Source organism: Pseudonocardia endophytica (assembly GCF_004339565.1).
Lineage (GTDB): Bacteria > Actinomycetota > Actinomycetes > Mycobacteriales > Pseudonocardiaceae > Pseudonocardia > Pseudonocardia endophytica.
In genome coordinates, this window is record NZ_SMFZ01000002.1 from 3,338,817 (window position 1) to 3,355,484 (window position 16,668).

The window sequence follows — 16,668 nt, forward strand, 5'->3', positions numbered from 1 at the left end:
ACCGCTGACGGGTCTACCGTGCCCCGATGCTGCGGGTGCGGCTGCTCGGCGAGCCGTCGGCCGAGCGTGACGGGGAGCCCATCGAGCTGACGGCGCCGCTGCGACGCCTGCTCGCCTACCTCGTCCTGCATCCCGGACCGCACCATCGCGATGCGCTGGCGTCGTGCTTCTGGCCGGACGCGGCGGACGGCGTCGCGCGGGCGAACCTGCGGACGGCCGTGTGGGGGCTGCGCAGGGCCGTCGGCGCCGACACCGTGGTCACCACCCGCACCGACGTCGGTCTGGACGCGTCTCGGGTCGCCACCGACGTCGACGAGCCGGACCCCGGTGGCCCGGAGCTGCTCGCCGGATGGCCGCAGGACTGGGCGGCCCGCGCCCGCGACGAGCACCGGAACCGCCTGGTGCGCCGTCTGGACGCGCTCGCCGACGACGCGGAGGCGGCGTCCGACCCGTCCGCGGCGGCCGCGCACAGCCGCGCCCGCTGCTCGCTCACCCCTCTGGACGAGCCCGCGCACTGCGCCCTGATGCGACGGCTGGCCGCGGCCGGGGATCGGGCGGGCGCCGTCGTCGTCGGCCGGGAGCTGGTCCGTCGGCTGCACGACGAACTCGGCGTCCCGCCCGCCCCACCGACCCGGTCCGCGCTCGCCGCGCTGCGCCACCCCGAACAGGCCGGCACCGGGACCGGTCCACCGCGGCGCCCGCTGTTCGGACGGGCCGCGGAGTTGCGAGCGCTGACCGACGCCTGGTCGGAGGCGCGGGCGGGTCGTGGCCGGGTGGTCGTCGTGACCGGCGAGGGCGGCATCGGCAAGACGCGGCTGGTGACCGAGCTGGCCCGGCGGGCGGACAACGCGGGTGCCCGGGTCGCCGTCGGTGCCGGGGTCGACGTCGGGGACCCTGCGCCGCTCGCGATGTGGCAGGAGCTCGCCCGCGAGCTCGTCCACGTCGTCGCGCCGCCACCGGACGGCACCCGCTGGCCCGCCGAGCTCGGCAGGCTCGCGCCCGACCTGGCGAACGCGCTCGGGCGCGCCGACGTGCCCGCCCCGGTCGCGGCGCCGGAGCTGGAGCGGCTGCGGGTGTCCGACGCCGTGCTGCGGCTCGTCGAGTGGGCCGCGTCCGGGCGCCCGGTGCTGCTCGTCGCGGAGGACGTGCACCGTGCCGACCGGGCCAGCATGGCGCTCTGTGCCCACATCGGACGGAGGCTGGCCGCGCTCCCGGTGCTGTTCCTGCTGACCCGCCGCGACCGGCCGGCCCGCCCGGAGGCGGACGCCCTGCTGGCCGACGTCGGCGGCCGGGGTGTCGACGTCGGCGAGATCGATCTCGGCCCGATGGACGACGCCGCGCTGGCCGAGGTCGCACGGGCGTCCGCCGCACTGGACGAGGACGACGTCGGTCGCGCGGTCCGTGCCGCGGAGGGCAACCCGCTGCTCGCGGTGGAGAGTGCCCGGGCGCTGGCCGCGGGGCTCTCCGACCCGCCGCCGACGCTGCGGGCGGCCGTCCGCGCGGTGCTGGGCACGCTGGACCACCCGGGACGTGAGCTGCTCGAGTGCGTCGCCGCCGCCGGGCGCGCGCTGACCGCGCCGGAGATCGCCGCGCTCGGCGTGCCGGACGGGACCGAGCAGCTGGTGCTGGACACCGGGCTGCTGAACCGCGCGTCCGGGTCGCTGCGGTTCCGGCACGCCCTGCTCGCCGAGGCCACCCGCGCCGAGCGACGCGACGCGTGCCGCAGCCACCTGCGGGCCGGGACGGCGATCGAGCGGGCCGCCGCCGACGACCCCGGGGCCGACCCGGACGCCGTCGCCGCGGAGGTGGCCGGGCACCTGCGTGCGGCGGGCCGCGACGATCTCGCCGGACCCCGCTGGGAGCGCGCTGCCCGGCACGCCCGCACGCTGGGCGCGCTGCCCGAGGCCGCCGGGTTCTGGGGCGAGGCCGTCCGCTGCCGACCGGACGCGGGCGACCTGCATCTGGAGCTGGCCGAGGTCCACGGATGGAGCGGCCGGTCCGAGGAGTTCGAGCGCGAGTGGAGGCTCGCGCTGGACCTGCTCGAACCCGACGAGCTGGCGGCCGCGTGGTGCCGGCGTGGAACGGTCCTGCGCACGGTCGTCTGCCGTCCGTCGGCGTCGCTGGAGGCCTACCGGCGGGCGGCCGCGTCGCTTCGCGCGGACGCGCCGGTCCGGCTGCGCGTCGACGTGCTGCTCGGCCAGGCGTGGGGTGAGTCGAGCGCCGCCGATCCCCGGCGCGCGGAGGAGCTGTTGGAACAGGCGTCCGCGCTGGTGCCGGAGCCGGACGACGCCACCGTCGCGGAGATCGAGAACGTCCGGTTGATGACCGTGATCCGCCTCGGGCGCTTCGACGAGTGCACGGCCGTCGCCGACCGGGGCGGCTCGGCGGCGGCGCGGGCACGGCGCCCGGACCTGGCCTACGCGATCCGGGTCAACGCGGCGAGCGCGCTGAGCGCGGGCGGCGACGTCGAGGGGGCGCTGGCACAGACCGAGGCCGCGGTGGACACGACCCGCGGCATCGCCGTGCTCGAGCAGCCCTGCCTGTCCGCGCTGGCGTACCTGCTCGGGCACCTCGGGCGACACGACGAGGCGCGCCGCGTGGCGTTCACACAGCTGGTGATGGCCGAGCGGATGGACACCCCGGACCACGTCGGCACGGCCCGCCACGATGCAGGGATGGTCGCGCTGGCCGCGGACCGGTACGTCGACGCCGCGACGATGCTGGGCGACGCGCTCGCGTTCCCGACGCACGGGTTCAGCCGCCCCGCGGCCCGGCTGGCCATGGCGGAGGCCCTCGCCGCGCAGGGCCTCGCCGAGGAGGCAGAGGCGGAGCTGCGACGGACCGCCGAGGAGGAGATCGGGCCGCACGACCGGCCGTGGTCGCTCGTTCCGCGGATGGCGCGCGTGCAGGGCCTGGTCGCCGGTGCCCGCGGGGACCGGACGGCGCATCTCCGCAGGCTGGAGGAAGCGTTGGCCGGGTGGCGGCGGTACCACGGCGCGGACCGCGGTACCGAGTTCATGACCAACTTCGTCGACCTGGGCCGCCCGCCGGTGGCCGGCCTGGTCGAGCCGGACCGCGAGATCGCCCGGCTGACGGCGGAGATCGACACGGTAGCGAATGGCGGGACATGCCGGAGTTCACCGTGACGGGCCGCGCGGGCGCGCCCGTCGAAGAGGTCTGGAAGCTGCTGTTCGACCCGAGCCGGTTCCCGGAGTGGTGGTACGGCACCGTCCGGCCGGACGGGCCGGAGGACTTCACGTGGTGGCTCGGCGGCGACCCGGACCTCCCGATGCCGCAACGGATGCGCACGGACGCGGCGGCCGGCCGGGTGTCGATCTCCTGTCAGGTCAACGACGTGCGGTTCGCGTGGCGGCTGGCCGCCGACGGAGACGGCACGGCGATCGAGGTGCACGCCGAGCTCGCCCCGTCGGAGGCCCACCGGACCGAGGGGCTGCGGTCGATCCTGACGGCGTCGATGCTGTCCCTGACCGAGTTGGCCGAGGCTCAGCCGACGTCCTGGTAGTCCTCGTGCCATGCGCGCCCGTCGCGCTCGATCAGCCGGGCCGACGCAGACGGTCCGTGGCCGCCCGCGGAGTACGGGCGGGGGAGCTGGTTCGTCTCCTCCCACGTGCGCAGCACCGGTTCCGCCCAGCGCCACGCGGCCTCGATCTCGTCGCGGCGCATGAACAGCGTCGGGTTGCCGCGCAACACGTCCATCAGCAGACGCTCGTAGGCGTCCGGGAGCCGGTCGCCGAACGTGCGGGCGAAGCTGAGGTCCAGCGGGGCCGGATGCGGGCGGATGCCGCCGGGCCCCGGCGCCTTCGCGGTCATGTGCAGGCGCACGCCCTCGTCCGGCTGCAGGCGCAGGACCAGCCGGTTCGGCGGGATCTGCTCGCCGAACGCCGGGAAGATGGAGTGCGGGACGGGCTTGAACTGCACCACGATCTCCGACGCGTGCCGGGCCAGCCGCTTGCCGGTGCGCAGGTAGAACGGCACGCCCGCCCAGCGCCAGTTCGCCACCTCGGCGCGCAGCGCGACGAACGTCTCCGTCGAGCTCGCGTCCTTCTCCCGCGGCGTGCCGGCGCGCGACTCGGCCAGCTCGGTCGCGTAGCCGGGTACGGCCTCGCCGTCCACCAGCCCCTCGGTGTACTGGCCGCGGACCGTGTCGCGCACGACGTCCGGGCCGGTCAGCGGCTTGAGCGACTGCAGGACCTTCAGCTTCTCGTCGCGAACGCCCTCGCCGTCGATGCGGGCGGGCGGCTCCATCGCGACGAGGCACAGCAGCTGCAGCAGGTGGTTCTGGACCATGTCGCGCAGGGCGCCGCTGCCGTCGTAGTAGTCGGCCCGGTTCCCGACGCCCAGCGACTCGGCGACCGTGATCTGCACGTGGTCGATCTGGCCCGCGTTCCACAGCGGCTCGAACAGGGAGTTGCCGAAGCGCAGGACCAGCAGGTTCTGGACGGTCTCCTTACCGAGATAGTGGTCGATCCGGTAGATCTGGTCCTCGGCGAACACGGAGCCGACCTCGTCGTTGATCGCCTGCGCGGACGCCAGGTCGGTGCCGAGCGGCTTTTCCAGCACGACGCGGGTGCGTTCGTCGACGATGCCGTGTGCGGCGGCGCCGGTGCAGATCCGGCCGAACAGGCTGGGCGCGGACGCCAGGTAGAGCACGCGGATCCGGTGGTCGGCGGGGCCCAGCACGTCGGTGAGCCCGGACCAGTCGTCGTCGGCGACGTCGAGCGTGACGTGGTGCAGCCGGCGCAGGAACGCGGCGTGCCGGTCGTCGTCGAGGGCGTCGGCGCCGGTCCAGCGCGGGGCGGTGCGGCGCAGCTCGGAGTCGACCTTGTCGCGGTAGTCCGCGTCGTCCAGTCCGGACCGCGACACGGCGACGATCCGGGCGTCCCCGTCCAGCTGACCGTCGAGATCGCGCAGGTAGAGCGCGGGCAACAGCTTGCGCATCGCCAGGTCTCCGGTCCCGCCGAACACGATGACGTCGGCCGGGTCGGTCACGGGAAGAGGTGCCACGACGTCGACTGTAACGATTCATATCCGTCTCTGGCGAGCCAAAGAAGGGATTTTGACGGCTGATGCGCCGAGCGGTACGTCACAGCTCCGCGATCGGTGTCGTGCCTCCGCGCGCCACCGCCACGTCAGCGCCTTCGACGTGAACGTCACCGTCGTCCGGAGCCGGCTGCGGAGCGGTGACGTTCATCTCGGCCGGGGTGAGCCGTCATTCCAGGCGCGCGGCGCCCGCCGACGGGACGGCCGTGAACGCGACGGGCGCGGTCCAGCCCCGCTCGGCGTAGGCCTTCTCGACGGCCGTCGTCACGCCGGCCACGTCGCCGTCGTCGCAGAGGGCGATCACGCACCCGCCGAACCCGCCGCCGGTCATGCGCGCCCCGTGTGCGCCGGCCGAGCGCGCGCACGCGGCGGCGACGTCGACGTGCGGGACGGTGATCTCGAAGTCGTCGCGCATCGACGCGTGCGAGGCGTCCAGGACCGGGCCGATCGCGCGCGGGTCGACGCCGCCGGACAGCAGGTCCACGACCTGCCGCACCCGGTCGTCCTCAGTGACGACGTGCCGGGCGCGACGGCGGATCCGCGGGTCGGAGATCCGGTCGAGGTCGGCGACGGTCGCGTCCCGCAGCGCCGGCACGCCCAGCGCCTCCGCGGCCGCGGCGCAGTCGGCGCGGCGCTCCCCGTACTGGCCGCCCGCGTGCGCGTGCGGGGCCTGGGTGTCGATCACCAGCAGCGCCAGCCCGTAGCGGGCCAGCCGGAACGGGACGCGCTCGATCAGGTCGTCGCGCGTGTCCAGGAAGACGAGCATGTCGGCCTTCCCGTGCATCGCGGCCATCTGGTCCATGCCGCCGGTCGGGGCGCCGACGAACTCGTTCTCCGCGCGTCGGGTGATCTTCGCGATCGCGGTGCGGTCCAGCGTGATCCCGGCGAGATCGGTCAGCGCGACGGCGACCGCGCACTCCAGCGCCGCCGACGACGACAGCCCGGCCCCGACCGGCACGTCGGACTCGACGAGCAGGTCCGCGTCCGGCACCGGGTGCCCGGCCTCGCGCAGCGCCCACGCGACGCCCGCGACATAGGCGGCCCAGCCCGGGACGTCACCGGGGGCGACGGTCGACGTGTCGAACTCGGCGTCGCCCGGTTCGTTGCGCGACACCACCCGGGTCCGCCCGGACGCCGGCGCCGCGGCCACGAGAGTGCGCTTGTCCAGCGCGAACGGGAGCACGAACCCGTCGTTGTAGTCCGTGTGCTCGCCGATCAGGTTCACCCGCCCCGGCGCGAACCACGTGCCGGACGGCGGCCGCTCCCAGCGCGCCTGGAAGTGGTCGGCGAGAACGGTCATCGGTGCGTACCTCCTGGAGTGCCGCGGACATGGTCCTGGACGGCGACGACGGCGGCGCCGCGTGCCCAGTCCGTGCGGGCGAACGGTGCCACCCGCACCGGGACGGCGGGAGCCTGCGGTCGCCGACCGGCGCCCAGACCGGTCTCGAGCGCGGGCCGCGCGGCGTCGACGAGCCCGGCGCCGGTGCCGGACACCAGCACGACCTCCGGGTCGGCGAGCCCGACCACGCCGCCGACGAGCACGGCGAGCGCCTCGGCGGCGGCGTCCAGAACGGGCTGGATCTCCCACAGCTCGTCGGTGGACACCGGTCGGCCGAACCGGGCGCGGGCGGCCGCGGCCATCCCGGAGGTGCTCAGCACGGCCTGCGCGCAGCCGCGGTGGCCCAGCTCGCACGGCCCGCCCGCGGCGGCCGGGTGGTCGGCCGGCACCAGCGGGAGGTGGCCGACCGCGCCGCCGAGACCGCGTGCGCCGCACACCTGGTCGTCGTGCACGACGAGCGCGGCCCCGACCTCGCTCCCGATCGTGACCAGTGCGAACGAGTGCAGACCCCGCCCGGCGCCGAACCAGTGCTCGGCGGCCGCGAGCGCTCTGACGTCGTTGTCCACGGAGGACGGAACGCCGGTCGCCCCGGCGAGCAGGCGAGCGAGCGCGACCGGCTCGTCCCAGCCGAGGAACGGCGCGACGACGACGTCGCGGTGCTCGGCGACCAGCCCGCCGATCCCGACGCCGAGGCCCTCGACCGGCGCGAACCGCCGCACGATCCCGGCCACGCACTCGACGACGTCGTCCGGGCTCCGGCCGGGCAGCGGCACCATGACGTGGTCCAGCAGCCGCGACCGCAGGTCGGTGACGACGGCGATCGCCTCGTCGGCGGTGACCGTGACGCCCACGAACCGGGCGCGGGTCGCGCGCACGTCCAGCGGGACCGATGGCCGCCCGGTGCGCGACTGCAGCTCCGGACCGCCCTCGACGAGCAGACCGTCCTCCAGCAAGGGGCGGGTGAGGCGGGTCAGCGAGCCGGGGGACAGCCCGAGCCGCCGGGCCAGCTCGGCGCGGGGGAGCGGGCCGTGCCGGAGCACCTCGACCGCGACGGCGCGCAGGCTGCCGTCGAGGCGGGCCCATCCGTCGCGGGGGGTTTCTTCCGGCGCGGAAGTCACGGTGTCACCGTACTCACGCCGCCACGCGGGTCCGGTGCGCGCCGCGCGAGGTGCATGATCGATGCCATGGACGACGTGCTGCCCGAGCGGCCCGCGCTCGACGCGCTGGGCGGGCCGCTCGCCGGGTTCGGGCGGAGCAAGGGCCGCGCCGCCGTGTTCGACGCGGACGTGACGCCGTTCGCGGGCGTCGGCGCCGATCCGGGCGCGACCGACTGGGCCGACCTGGCCGCGCTGCTGGGACCGGGCGGAACGGCCGTGCTGACCGGGCCGCGCGAGCAGCTTCCCGACGGCTGGGAGGCGATCATCCCGCTGGACGGCGTGCAGATGGACGGCGGCGCGCTGGAGACCCGGCCCGACCCCGGCGCCGTCGTGCTCGGGGGCACCGACCGGGAGGCGATGGCCGACCTCGTCACCCGCACCCGGCCGGGACCGTGGAAGCTGCGGACCGGCGAGCTGGGCCTCTACCTCGGCATCCGGGACGGCGACGAGCTCGTGTCCATGGCGGGTGAGCGCATGCGCGGTCCGGGGTGGACGGAGATCAGCGCCGTGTGCACCGACGAGGCGTACCGCGGGCGCGGCTACGCGGAGCGCCTGGTTCGCGCTGTCGCGCACCACGTCGTCGAGCGCGGCGACCGGCCGATGCTGCACGCGTCCGCGGCGAACGAGCATGCGCTGCGCCAGTACCGGCGATGGGGGTTCGTGTTCTCCCGGCCGATGTGCTTCGACCTGGTGCGGGCTCCCGATCGTTCCGATCGCTCCTGATCGGAGGGTTCTCATTCGTCCTGGTCGGACAGTGCCGCGTCCACCGAGGACGGCGCGAGCACCTCGTCGAGCACGAGGATCGCGCAGCCGGTGACGCCGCTGCGCCCGGCGAGCAGGCCCGGCTCGATCCGGAGGTCCTGCGTCGCGGCCGCCACCGAGCGGCGGTAGATCGCCTCGCGGACACCGGCGACGAGCGGGTCGTAGGCCCCGACCAGGTCGCCGCCGATCGTCACCAGGGCCGGGTTCACGAGGTTCACGGCTGCGGCCAGCACCTCGCCGAGCCGCCGGCCGGCCGTGCGCACCAGCCGGACCGCGTCCGGGTCGCCCTGCTTCACGAGTGCGACGACGTCCGCGATCCCGTTCACGTCGCGCCCGGCGGCGGCGAGGTCGCGGACCAGGGCGGCGCCGCTGGCGAGCACCTCGAGACAGTCGACGTTCCCGCAGCCGCAGCCGATGCCCGGACCGTCGTGCACCGGGGTGTGCCCGATCTCCCCGGCCGCGCCCCACGCGCCGCGCTGCAGCACGCCACCCGCGACCACGCCCGCCCCGACGCCGGTGGACACCTTGACCATCAGCAGGTCGTCGACCTCGGGATGGGCGGCGTGCTCGGCCAGCGCCATCACGTTCACGTCGTTGTCGACGCGCACCGGCACGTCGAAGCGGGTGGTCAGGAGCGGCGGGAGCTCGATGCCCTCCCAGCCGGGCAGGGCGGGCACGCCCGCGCTGCCGCCGACGCCGCCGTCGACGGTGCCGGGGATGCTCAGCCCGATCCCGCGCACGACGGGGTTGTCCACGCCGTCGAGCAGCTTGTCCAGCAGTTCGACGGCGGCCCCGAGCAACGTCTCCGGACCGCTCGACGCCGGCTGCTCCAGCACGTCCTCGGCCAGCACCTCACCGGCCAGGTCGCAGACGGCCGCCTTCGTGCGGCTGATCCCGACCGAGAGCGCGAGCACCGCGCCACCGGACGCGTGGAACTCCAGCCGGGCCGCCGGGCGTCCGCCGGTGGCCGCCGCACCCTGCACCTCGGTGACCAGCCCGTCGGCGAGCAGCCGGTCCACCCGGGCCGCGACGGCCGTGCGAGACAGCCCGGTCGCCCGCCCGATCTCGGTGCGGGTCCCGGCCGTGCCCTCGCGCACCAGCCGGAAGATCTCGCCGGCGGTCGCGGGCGCGCTCGTGGGCGTGCGTCCTCGCATTCGTCCAGTGAACCACAGTGCTTCAACCTGCGCGAACGCAGATGACCGGCTAGTAACGTCTTGCGAGTACCGAAGTGTATCGATAAAGTACGGAGCGCACGGCCCGACCACCTCGTTCGTCAGGAGCCCCGTGACCGTCACACCACCCGACCTGCACCCGGCCGTCGCCGCCGTCACCGATCGGGTCCGCGCCCGCAGCGCCACGCGCCGGGCCGACTACCTCAGCCGCATCCGGACCGCCGCTGCTCCGCCCGCCGCACCCGCGCGGGAGGGGATGGGCTGCGCGAACCTCGCGCACGGCGCCGCCGCCTGCGGGCCGGACAAGATCGCGCTCACCGCGACGCCCGCCCGCAACGTCGCGATCGTGACCGCCTACAACGACATGCTGTCCGCCCACCAGCCGTTCGAGACCTACCCGGCGCTGATCAAGTCCGCCGCGCGCGAGGCGGGCGGTGTCGCCCAGGTCGCGGGCGGCGTGCCCGCCATGTGCGACGGCATCACCCAGGGCCGCGAGGGCATGGAACTGTCCCTGTTCAGCCGCGACGTCATCGCCATGTCGACCGCGGTCGCACTGTCCCACGACATGTTCGACGGCGCCGTCCTCCTCGGGGTGTGCGACAAGATCGTCCCCGGGCTGGTCATGGGCGCGCTGTCGTTCGGGCACCTGCCGGTCGTGCTCGCGCCGGCCGGGCCGATGAGCTCCGGCCTGCCGAACAAGCGCAAGGCCGAGGTCCGCCAGCGCCACGCCGAGGGCACGGCGTCGCGCGAGGAGCTGCTCGACGCGGAGTCGAAGAGCTACCACGGGCCCGGGACCTGCACGTTCTTCGGGACGGCGAACTCGAACCAGCTGCTGATGGAGGTCATGGGCCTGCACCTGCCCGGTGCGAGCTTCGTGAACCCCGGCACGCCGCTGCGCGACGCGCTGACCGCGGAGGCCGCCCGCCGGATCGTGACGGCGGCAGCACCCCCCATGGGCGAGGTCGTCGACGAGCGCGCCGTCGTCAACGGGGTCGTCGCGCTGCTGGCCACCGGTGGGTCGACGAACCACACGATGCATCTCGTGGCCATGGCCGCCGCCGCGGGCGTCGAGCTGACCTGGGGCGACTTCTCGGACCTGTCCTCGATCGTGCCGCTGCTGGCCCGGATCTACCCGAACGGCACGGCCGACATCAACCACTTCCAGGCCGCGGGCGGCATGCAGCTCCTGATCCGGGAGCTGCTGGGCGCCGGGCTGCTGCACGAGGACGTCGTCACCGTCGACGGTCCGGGGCTGTCCCGCTACACGCGCGAACCGTTCCTCTCCGACGGCGAGCTGGTCTGGCGCGAGGGCCCTGGCGAGAGCCTGGACAAGACCGTGCTGCGCGGCGTGTCCGACCCGTTCGCCCCGGACGGTGGCCTGCGCGTGCTGGACGGCAACCTCGGCCGCGCCGTCGTGAAGACGTCGGCCGTGGAGCCGGACCACCGGATCGTCGAGGCGCCCGCCCGGGTGTTCGACGACCAGGCCGCCCTCCTCTCGGCCTTCGAGGGCGGTTCGCTCGACGGGGACATGGTGGCCGTCGTGCGCTACCAGGGACCGCGCGCCAACGGCATGCCGGAGCTGCACAAGCTCACACCGGCGCTCGGTGTGCTGCAGGATCGGGGCCACCGGGTCGCCGTCGTCACCGACGGCCGGATGTCCGGAGCGTCCGGCAAGGTCCCGGCCGCGCTGCACGTCACGCCGGAGGCCGCGCAGGGCGGGCCACTCGCCCGCGTCCGGGACGGCGACGTGATCCGTCTGGACACGCTCACCGGCACGGTGTCGCTGCTCGTCGACGCCGACGAGTTCGACGGCCGCCCGGTCCCGTCCGCCCCGTCCACTGCCACCGCCGGTACCGGGCGCGAACTGTTCGCCGCGTTCCGCGACGCCGTCGGACCGGCCGACCGCGGCGCCGCCGTCGCGCTGCCGACCCGCTGATCACGTTGTGCTGGGTGACGACATCGGGCCGGCTGGGTGCTGCACCGCCGCGGCGCTGCCGACCTGTAGACCGCCTCGGGTCGGGTGCCGGCGTCGGACCACGACGGGACGCCTGCCGACTCGCGCGCGCCGTCGCTGCCGGCCGGCTACCGGCTGAGGGTGCTCGGCCCGTGACCGGGCTCGGCCGACTGCGCTCGGGCCGGCCCGACGACCGTGCCCGGCACGTGGCCCAGCCGCGCTCGCACCGGCGGGCCGCGTCGGCCCAGCCATCGGGGACCGGCGTGATCGGCCCGGTATCGCGGACCGGCGTGGTCGGCCCGGCACCGCCGATCCACGTGATCGCGGACCCCACTGACCAGACGCTGTCCGACTCCACCGAGGAGAACCGTTGACCACCACCAGCTCGCTGCTCGACCTCGCACCCGTCGTCCCGGTCGTCGTCCTGGACGACCCGGAGCGCGCCGTTCCGCTCGCCCGCGCCCTCGTCGACGGCGGCCTGCCGCTGATCGAGGTGACGCTGCGGACGACGACCGCGCTCGAGGCCGTCCGCCGGATCACCGACGAGGTGCCGGACGCCGTCGTCGGCGTCGGCACGGTGCGCACGCCGCTGCATGTGAAGGAGTCCGTCGCCGCGGGCGCGCAGTTCCTGGTCAGCCCCGGCGCCACACCGTCGCTGCTGGACGCGATGGACGACTCCGGCCTGCCGTACCTGCCGGGTGTCGCAACGATCGCCGAGATGCTCGCCGTCGCCGAGCGCGGCGTGCGGGAGATGAAGTTCTTCCCGGCCGAGGCGGCCGGTGGGCGACCGTTCCTGTCGGCAGTCGCCGGACCGCTGCCCGACCTGCGCTTCTGTCCGACCGGCGGGATCACGTCCGGCAGCGCGCCGGCATGGCTGGCTCTGGGCAACGTCGGCTGCGTCGGCGGATCGTGGCTGACCCCGGCCGACGCCGTCGTGACGGGCGACTGGGACCGGGTCCGCACCCTCGCCGCCGACGCCGCGGCCCTGCGCCCCCCGGCCGCCGCGCCTGACATCGCTCGTGACATCGCGCCTGACATCGCGCCCGACATCGCGCCCGACACCGCCCCCGCGTCCGACACGGCGCCTGCCCCGGGGCACGAGCCGGTCCCGGCGGCGGCTCCCGCCTACAACGTCGCGCCGCCTCCCGCGCACGGTGGCGCGCCGGCTCACTCGGTTGCCGAGTCCTGGTCCGGCCGCCGGGGCCGTCGCGCCGAGCTGCGCTGAACCGCCATCGTGGGCTGGTCCGCCGTCCCATGATCAGCGGGATCGGCCGGATCGCGCCACGGGTGTCGCGTCGGTGCCAGTTCCGCCGATCTTGGTCCGCGGGCTCGCGTCGACCCTCATGATCAGGGGGACCGGTCGGACCGCTCCGATGGTGTCGCTCCCGTGCCACTTCCGCCGATCTCGGCGGTGGCTCGCCGCGGCCTGTGTCCTCGGCGGGGAGCCGGCGGAGGACCTGTCGCACCCCGCCCCGGCGTGTCGCACCGGTTGCGACGGGTGCGACACGCCGAGGCGGGGTGCGGCACAGCGGTTGGGGTGCGGCACGGGGTGCGACGGGCGGCCCGATTGCGTGCAGCAGCCCAGCAACGCGGCCCCGGCGCAGCGGTTGGGGGTGCGGCACGCCGGTGCGGTGTGCGGTCCGCCGGTTCGGGCTGCGGCCCCGGCGGTGGACGGGGTGCGGCACGCTGGTGCGGGGTGCGGCCCAGCGGTTGGGGGTGCGGCGCGGGGTGCGACGGGCGGCCCGATCGCGTGCAGCGGCCCAGCACCGCGGCCCCGGCGGTGGACGGGATGCGGCACGCCGGGTGCGGGGTGCGTGGTGCGGGGTGCGGCATGCCGGTGCGACGGGTGCGGCCCGCCGGTGCGACGGTGCGGCCCCCGCCGGTGCGGGTGCGGCCCGCGGGCGACGGGTGTGGCCCGCGGGCGAGGTGCGGCACGCCGCCCGGGGTGCGGTACGTCGGGAACGGGTGCGGCGGTCTGGGGTCGTCCCGCAGGTACGCGGTGCGTGGCCAGACACATCCCGGTGTCGCGCAGTCGTTCGCCGGTTACGATGCTATGCGGTGTGCCGGGAAGTCTGGTCGGCGGTGGCGTGAGCGTGCGCCGACCTGGACGACCTCGAGGAACCCGATGACCACACCGTCCCGACTGTTCTCCCGCGGCTCGTGGCGCGAGGTCTCACGCGTCGCCGATGTCCTGCGCGCCGAGACGGTCGGGGGCGCGCTGCTCGTCGGGGCCGCCGTCGTCGCACTGATCTGGGCGAACTCGCCGTGGCGGGACGGCTACACCGCGCTCGGCGGGCTCACGGTCGGACCGGCGTCGCTGCACCTCGACCTCACGCTCGCCGCCTGGGCCGCCGACGGCCTGCTGGCGATCTTCTTCTTCGTCGCGGGCCTGGAGCTCAAGCGCGAGTTCGTGGTCGGCGACCTGCACGACCCGCGTCGCGCCGTGCTCCCGGTGGCCGCGGCCGTCGGCGGCATGACCGTCCCGGCGCTGATCTTCACGGCGGTCACTCTCTCCACTCCGGGAGCGGCCGTCGGCTGGGCCATCCCGACCGCGACCGACATCGCGTTCGCCCTCGCCGTGCTGGCCGTGATCGGCTCCTCGCTGCCGTCGGCGCTGCGCACGTTCCTGCTGACGCTCGCCGTCGTCGACGACCTGCTGGCCATCACGATCATCGCGCTGTTCTACACCGACGACCTGCAGGTCGTTCCGCTGCTGCTGGCGCTCCTGCCGCTGGCGGCGTTCACGGTCCTCGTGCAGCGGAGGATCAGATCCTGGTGGCTGCTGCTCCCGTTGGCGGCGCTGACCTGGGCGCTCGTGCACGCGTCCGGCGTGCACGCCACGGTCGCGGGCGTGCTGTTGGGTTTCGCCGTGCCGGTGATCCGGCGGACGGGAGGGCCGGGACCCGGCCTCGCCGAGCACCTCGAACACCGGTGGCGGCCCCTGTCCGCCGGGTTCGCCGTGCCGGTGTTCGCGTTCTTCGCGGCGGGCGTGACGGTCGTCGGTGGGGGAGCGGGCGCGGCGTTCGCGGACACCGTGACGTGGGGGATCGTCGCCGGACTGGTCGCCGGGAAGACGGTCGGGGTGCTCGGTGCGACGTGGCTCGTCCAGCGGTTCACCCGCGCCCGCCTGGCCGACGACCTCGGCTGGCCCGACGTGCTCGGCCTGTCCCTGCTGGCCGGGATCGGGTTCACGGTGTCGCTGCTGATCGGCGAGCTCGCGTTCGGCGCCGGGAGCCCGGCCGACGACCACGTCAAGATCGGCGTGCTGCTCGGGTCGCTGGTCTCGGCGCTGCTCGCGACCGTCGTGCTCAGGATTCGCAACGCCCATCACCGCCGGATCGCCGCCGCCGAGACCACCGACTCCGACGGCGACGGCATCCCGGACGCGTTCGACCGGTCACCACACGACCCCGGACACGCCTGACGCGCCGCAGAATGATCGCGTGCACGCTCCCCGTCCGGCGTCAGCAGCGCTGCTGATCACCGCGATCGTCCTGTTCGCGCTCAACCTGCGCGGACCGATCGTCGCGGTCACCCCGGTGCTCGACGTCGTCGGCGCCGACCTGCGTGCGTCCGCCGCGACCGTCGCGCTGCTGGTCAGCCTTCCGGTGCTGTGCTTCGGCGTGCTCAGCCCGCCCGCCTCGTGGCTGCTCGCGAGGGCCGGACTGCGGCGCGGCGTCCTGATCGGGCTCGGCGTGCTGCTGGCCGGCACGGTCCTGCGCTCGGCCGACGGGCTCGTCGCCGCACTCGCCGGGACGCTGCTGATCGGGGGCGCGATCACGGTCGGGAACGTCGCCGTCCCGGTCGTGATCGGGCGGGACCTGCCGGAGCGGGCGAACGGCGTGCTGGCGATGTACACGTCGTCGCTGAACGTCGGGTCGATGATCACCCTGTCGTTCACGGCGCCGATCGCGTCCGTCGTCGACTGGCGGCTCGCGCTGCTGACGTGGTGCGTCCTCGTCCTGGTCAGCGCCGCCGTGTGGTGGTGGGCGATGCGGAACAGGCCGGACCTGCCGCCTGCGCCGGCGACCGATACGGGTGGCGACGAGTGGTGGCGCCGGCCGCTGGTGTGGGCCCTGTCGGTGGCGTTCGCCGGGCAGGCGTTCGCCTACTACGGGATCACCGGCTGGCTGCCGCTGATCCTGCGCGACCTCGCCGGGCTGGGGGCCGAGGCCTCCGGGGTCGCGTCGTCGCCGTTCCAGATCGCGGCCATCGCCGGAGCGTTCGGGGTGCCGCTGCTGCTGCGCCGCGGCAGTGCGGCCGTCGCGGTCGGCTGTGTGGTGGCGGCATGGGTCGTCCTGGTTGCCGGGCTCCTGTTCGCACCGGGCGGCTGGGCCGTGTGGTGCGCGGTCGGCGGCGTCGCCCAGGGCGGAGGGCTCACGTTGATCTTCGCGCTGGTGGTGCGCGGAGCGCGGGACGAGACGGAGAACCGGCGCATGTCGGCCACCGTGCAGGGAGTCGGCTACACGATCGCGGCCGCCGGGCCGACCGTGCTCGGCGCCGTGCACGACCGAACCGCCGGCTGGACAGTGCCGCTGCTCGTCGCGCTCGGGTCGATCGCCGTGCTCGCCATGGCCGGGACGGCGGCAGCGCTCGGCGTGCGGGCTCCGGCGCGTTAGCGGTGGTCGTCGCGCTCGGCGGCCCAGCGCAGCGCGGCCGGGGCGGCACCACGGCGGATCGTGTCCCACTCACCGACGTCCGGCTCCTCGCACGGGAGCGCGTGCACGGCGGACTGCAGCCAGCGGGCCGGACCGCCCCGCTCGTCGGGCACGCGGTGCCAGGTCAGCCGCAGCGGCTCGGTCGAGCGGTGGATGGGACCACAGCACCGCTCGCAGAGCAGCGTCATGCCGCTCGGCGCTGCTCGCCGCCGACGTCGGCGACCGGCTCCGCCGAGCCGCAGGGGGCGGTGTGGACGGCGGCGTGGTTCCACGCGACGTTGCCGGTGCGGTCGGCGTGCGCGATGTGCGCGAGCTGGAAGTACTGCTCGCGGGACGGGTCGATCGGGCCGAAGCACCGCTCGCACAGGAGGGTCATCTCACGCTCCGGAGTCGTTGGGACACTGACGGGACGTCGACGGCCGCGCGTCTCAGGCTGACACACTCAGGGCCTTGACGCCGACTCCTGACGACGTGAACTGGCGCACGACGCGTGGTTTCCCCAGACCCCGCTGTACGCTCGTCCACGAGTTACAGGTGTGTGATTTCTCCAGACGCCGTCGTAAGG

General features: G+C 75.1%; 14 protein-coding genes. 8 read left to right on the forward strand and 6 right to left on the reverse strand.

The window, feature by feature from the left end; translation table 11 throughout:
* Window positions 1–26: 26 nt before the first annotated feature.
* Together EV378_RS34200 and EV378_RS34205 are read left to right on the forward strand one after the other, a co-directional pair.
* On the forward strand, window positions 27–3,146 hold the full coding sequence (locus EV378_RS34200; protein WP_132432060.1) for an ATP-binding protein: 3,120 nt from the start codon (window positions 27–29) through the stop codon (window positions 3,144–3,146).
* The gene (locus EV378_RS34205; protein ID WP_132432062.1) at window positions 3,143–3,523 is read left to right on the forward strand and encodes an SRPBCC family protein; all 381 of its coding nucleotides are present in this window, start codon (window positions 3,143–3,145) and stop codon (window positions 3,521–3,523) included. Before EV378_RS34200 ends, EV378_RS34205 begins: the two co-directional genes overlap by 4 nt.
* Here EV378_RS34205 and zwf read toward each other — a convergent pair.
* The 3 genes from zwf to EV378_RS35705 form a co-directional block, all read right to left on the reverse strand.
* Entirely contained in the window at window positions 3,505–5,025 is a 1,521-nt protein-coding gene (zwf, locus tag EV378_RS34210) for a glucose-6-phosphate dehydrogenase (RefSeq protein WP_243653903.1), read from the reverse strand. The genes EV378_RS34205 and zwf overlap by 19 nt on opposite strands.
* Window positions 5,026–5,230: 205 nt before the next feature.
* Entirely contained in the window at window positions 5,231–6,361 is a 1,131-nt protein-coding gene (gene galK / locus EV378_RS34215) for a galactokinase (protein ID WP_132432064.1), read from the reverse strand.
* Complete coding sequence (locus EV378_RS35705) at window positions 6,358–7,518, reverse strand: ROK family transcriptional regulator (protein ID WP_165922618.1); 1,161 nt, start codon at window positions 7,516–7,518, stop codon at window positions 6,358–6,360. Before EV378_RS35705 ends, galK begins: the two co-directional genes overlap by 4 nt.
* A gap of 66 nt (window positions 7,519–7,584) precedes the next feature.
* On the opposite strand from EV378_RS35705, the gene EV378_RS35710 reads away from it, so the two are divergent.
* Complete coding sequence (locus EV378_RS35710) at window positions 7,585–8,280, forward strand: GNAT family N-acetyltransferase (protein WP_165922619.1); 696 nt, start codon at window positions 7,585–7,587, stop codon at window positions 8,278–8,280.
* A gap of 11 nt (window positions 8,281–8,291) precedes the next feature.
* Here EV378_RS35710 and EV378_RS34225 read toward each other — a convergent pair whose 3' ends face one another.
* A complete protein-coding gene (locus EV378_RS34225) occupies window positions 8,292–9,473 on the reverse strand; it encodes an ROK family transcriptional regulator (protein WP_132432068.1) in 1,182 nt (393 codons plus the stop codon).
* A 130-nt stretch (window positions 9,474–9,603) separates the two neighbouring features.
* Between EV378_RS34225 and edd the strand changes: the two genes are divergently transcribed.
* The 5 genes from edd (at window position 9,604) to EV378_RS34250 (ending at window position 16,064) form a co-directional block, all read left to right on the forward strand.
* The gene (gene edd, locus EV378_RS34230; RefSeq protein WP_132432070.1) at window positions 9,604–11,427 is read left to right on the forward strand and encodes a phosphogluconate dehydratase; all 1,824 of its coding nucleotides are present in this window, start codon (window positions 9,604–9,606) and stop codon (window positions 11,425–11,427) included.
* Between the two features lie 170 nt (window positions 11,428–11,597).
* A complete protein-coding gene (locus EV378_RS34235) occupies window positions 11,598–11,819 on the forward strand; it encodes a hypothetical protein (protein ID WP_132432072.1) in 222 nt (73 codons plus the stop codon).
* Window positions 11,816–12,670: a bifunctional 4-hydroxy-2-oxoglutarate aldolase/2-dehydro-3-deoxy-phosphogluconate aldolase gene (gene eda / locus EV378_RS34240; RefSeq protein ID WP_132432074.1), complete on the forward strand. Its 855-nt coding sequence runs from the start codon at window positions 11,816–11,818 to the stop codon at window positions 12,668–12,670. The genes EV378_RS34235 and eda overlap by 4 nt, the downstream gene beginning before the upstream one ends.
* Window positions 12,671–13,570: 900 nt before the next feature.
* Entirely contained in the window at window positions 13,571–14,869 is a 1,299-nt protein-coding gene (nhaA, locus tag EV378_RS34245; RefSeq protein WP_132432076.1) for a Na+/H+ antiporter NhaA, read from the forward strand.
* 19 nt (window positions 14,870–14,888) lie between these two features.
* On the forward strand, window positions 14,889–16,064 hold the full coding sequence (locus EV378_RS34250; RefSeq protein WP_132432078.1) for an MFS transporter: 1,176 nt from the start codon (window positions 14,889–14,891) through the stop codon (window positions 16,062–16,064).
* Here the strand turns inward: EV378_RS34250 and EV378_RS34255 are convergent.
* Both EV378_RS34255 and EV378_RS34260 read right to left on the reverse strand, forming a co-directional pair.
* Complete coding sequence (locus EV378_RS34255; protein WP_132432080.1) at window positions 16,061–16,291, reverse strand: hypothetical protein; 231 nt, start codon at window positions 16,289–16,291, stop codon at window positions 16,061–16,063. The genes EV378_RS34250 and EV378_RS34255 overlap by 4 nt on opposite strands.
* Entirely contained in the window at window positions 16,288–16,479 is a 192-nt protein-coding gene (locus EV378_RS34260; RefSeq protein ID WP_132432082.1) for a hypothetical protein, read from the reverse strand. Before EV378_RS34260 ends, EV378_RS34255 begins: the two co-directional genes overlap by 4 nt.
* Between the last annotated feature and the right edge of the window lie 189 nt (window positions 16,480–16,668).